This window comes from Candidatus Binatia bacterium, from assembly GCA_036382395.1.
GTDB lineage: Bacteria > Desulfobacterota > Binatia > HRBIN30 > HRBIN30 > JAGDMS01.
In genome coordinates this window covers 1-3,233 of the sequence record DASVHW010000144.1, presented here as the reverse complement: position 1 = coordinate 3,233, position 3,233 = coordinate 1, and the positions used below count along the sequence as shown (strand labels likewise).

General features: G+C 62.7%; 2 protein-coding genes. Both read right to left on the bottom strand.

The annotated features are described in order from the left end of the window. Positions 1–155 (bottom strand): uroporphyrinogen decarboxylase family protein (locus tag VF515_06795; protein ID HEX7407344.1); only part of this gene is annotated, 155 nt, incomplete at its 3' end. 131 nt (positions 156–286) lie between these two features. Further along, on the bottom strand, positions 287–3,233 hold a 2,947-nt coding region (locus tag VF515_06790; protein HEX7407343.1), incomplete at its 5' end, for a PAS domain S-box protein.

Below are 3,233 nucleotides of genomic sequence, written 5' to 3'. Positions count from 1 at the left end.
TCCGGGTCCTTGCAGATCTCGATGATGGAGTGATGTTTGCGCACCTCGCGGTATTCGGCCATGTAGCGGCCGGCCTGGCGCATGAGCCAAATGGGGGTGATGGGCGTGGAATGGCCCTTGCAGGCGCGCACGAAGATGGATTCAGGGGCTGACATGAATCTATGAGATTAGCACTTCGGACGCACACCGGGTTGTGATGGGGGGCACGGCGTGACCAGGCGTTAGGCTTTGGACGTCAGCGAAATGATGTGGGCGAAGTTGGTCCCGCCGAATCCCCGTCCGCCTATCAGGCAACACGTTCTTGTTCCAGCCGGACCGCGGAATCCAGCGTCTCCCGGACCCTTCGCGCCAGGACAGCAAGGCTGAAAGGCTTCTGGAGGAAAGCAGAAGCCGGCAGGACGCCATGCTCGCCGATGGTGGCCGCGGTGTAGCCGGAAACATAGATGGCGTGGATGCCGGGGCGGCGGGCGGAAATTTCGCGGCCCAGCTCGCTGCCGCCCATGCCTGGCATGACGACGTCGGTGAGCAACAGGTCGATCGCTTCCGGGTGGCTGTCGGAAACGCGGAGGGCCTCTTCTCCGCAGCCGGCCTCCAGGACGGTGTAGCCGCGCAGAGCGAGATAAGTGCGCGTAGCGTTACGCACCGCTTCTTCATCCTCGACGAGCAAGATCGTTTCCGTGCCGCGCAGGGGAACATCGTTCTGGAGCGGGGTGGCGCCGGCGATGACCGCAGCCCCCGCGCGCGGGAGATAAATCTTAAAGACCGTGCCCTCTCCCAGTTCGCTGTACACCCAAATGAAGCCGCCACTCTGCTGCACGATGCCGTACACGGTGGAGAGGCCGAGTCCGGTGCCTTTGCCGCGTTCCTTGGTGGTAAAGAAGGGCTCGAAGATGCGGGGCAGAGCTTCGGGCGGGATGCCCTGACCGGTGTCGGTGACAACGAGCATCACGTATTGGCCAGGGACGACGCCGGCGTGCAACTTGACGTAATCGGTGTCGAGAATGGTGTTAGACGTTTCCAGGGTGAGGCGGCCGCCGCCGGGCATGGCGTCCCGGGCGTTGACGGCAAGGTTGAGGACGAGTTGTTCGATCTGCACTGGGTCAGCTTTCACCTGCCAGAGATCCGGGCCGGCATGAACTTCAACGCGCACGTCTTCACCCAGAGCGCGGGGAAGGACCTTGGTGATGTTCTCGAGGACGGAATTAATGTCGAGCAAGCGGGGCGAGAAGACCTGCTTACGGCCGAAGGTGAGCAGCTGTCGAGTCAGGGCTGCGCCGCGGTCGGCGGCCTTGAGGATGGCGTTGAGCTCGCGGCGAATGGAGTCGTCCTTGACGGTTTCCCCGGCCAATTCCGCATAGCTGCGAATGATCATGAGGAGGTTGTTGAAGTCGTGCGCGATGCCGCCGGCAAGCTGGCCGATGGCCTCCATTTTCTGCGAGTGGAGAAGCTGCGCCTCGAGTTGTCGGCGCTGGGTGATATCGAGGACCGTGCCCTCAATGAATTCGGGGTTCCCGGCGGGGTCGCGCAGCAAAACGAGGTTGGCGAGGAGATACGCGATGTCCCCGTCCTTGCGCAGCACCCGGAGTTCATGATTGACGAGGTGCCCGGCTTCGGCGAGTTCGTCACACCAGTGGTCGACGAAGCCCGCTGCCGCGCACATGGTCGGCAGCTTGAGGGAAAGCAGTTCATCGATCGAGTCATAGCCGAGCATGTGGACGAAGGCCTCGTTACCTTCCAGCACGGTGCCGTCCGCTTGTGCGCGAAAGACGCCGGTCAGGGTGCGTTCGAAGAGCAGGCGGTAACGTTTCTCGGATTCTTGCAGCCTTTCCTCCGCCCGCTTGCGGTCGGTAATGTCGCTGATCATGGCGAGCCCGCCGGTATATTGGCCATCGGGGCCGGTAAAGGGGGAATAATTCATGCTGGTGACGATGGGAGTCGCGTCGGCGCTCAAAAGGATGATTTCCGAGCTGCCAGAAGCCATGTCGCGGCTCCTGCGAATGGCAGCGCGGAGGTTATCGTCGTGCACGGGATCGACGAAATCAAAAGCCGACCGGCCGAGTACCTGGTCGGGGGTGCGGCCGAGCATGGCCGCCATCTTGGCATTGACGAAGGTGACGCGGTCGTCCGCGTCGATGGTGCAAATGCCTTCGTTCGCGGTCTCGATCAGGTTGCGCAGGCGCTCTTCACTGGCGCGCAATTCATGCTGGGCCACCTCCTTCTGCCGGCGCGCCTGCAAGGACTCAAGGCCGAAGCCGACATTGCCGGCAAGTTCGCGGAGCAGTTCGACCTCGGGAGCGTCGAAGGCATCGGTTTCGGCGGCGTAAATGGCGAGCGCCCCAAAGACTTTCCCTTCCACCAGAAGGGGCAGCGCGATGATGGACGAAAAACCACGCTCCTGACATTCCGTGCGCAAGGAGGCGGAGCGAGGATCGGTGGCGGTGTCGCGGCAAACGGCGGGCTGCCCGGTGCGGAGCGCGGCGGGCACCAGCAAGGACGAATTGGTGGAGGCGTTGTAACGGAGGCAGACGACATCGAGGTACTCGCGGCCGGTGCCCGCGCTAGCCAGGGCGCGAATGAAGTTCTCCGGCGCCGCGGCGACCCAAGCCATGCGGTAGCCTCCATCCTGGACCACGACTTCGCAGATCTCATCGAGCAACTGCTGCTGGTCGCGAGCATGCAGCAATGCCTCGCTGCACTTGCTGAGGGCCTTGAGCGCGCGATTGAGACGACAAATCTCCTGTTCGGCGGCGCGACGTGCGCTGATGTCGCGGATCGCTGCCGTCACCAGGACTCCCTCGTCATTCTCCAGCGGGCTCAGCATGATCTCGATGGGAAACTCGCTTTCATCCTTGCGCCGCCCAACGAGTTCAATCCCGGTGCCGATCTGCTGCGCCAGCGCTTCCGCCGCGCTTCGGGTACCGTCGGCGATCAGCCGTTCCGCGAAACCCTCCGGAATGATGTTCTTCACTTTCTGTCCGACGAGTTCATCGCGGCGGTATCCGAACTGCTTCTCCGCCTGAACATTCAGCAGGACGATCTCCCCGCCCTGGTTGACCACCACCATCGCATCCGGAGCCGCCTCCAGCAGCCCGCGGTACCTCCCCTCCATCTGCGCCAGATGTTCTTCTGCTAGCTTGCGATCGGTGACATCGTGCAAAATGTGCACACAGCCGCGCAGCACTCCCTCAGGGTCGTTCAGGATAGACGTGCTGGAATGAAAGATCTTGCCGAGA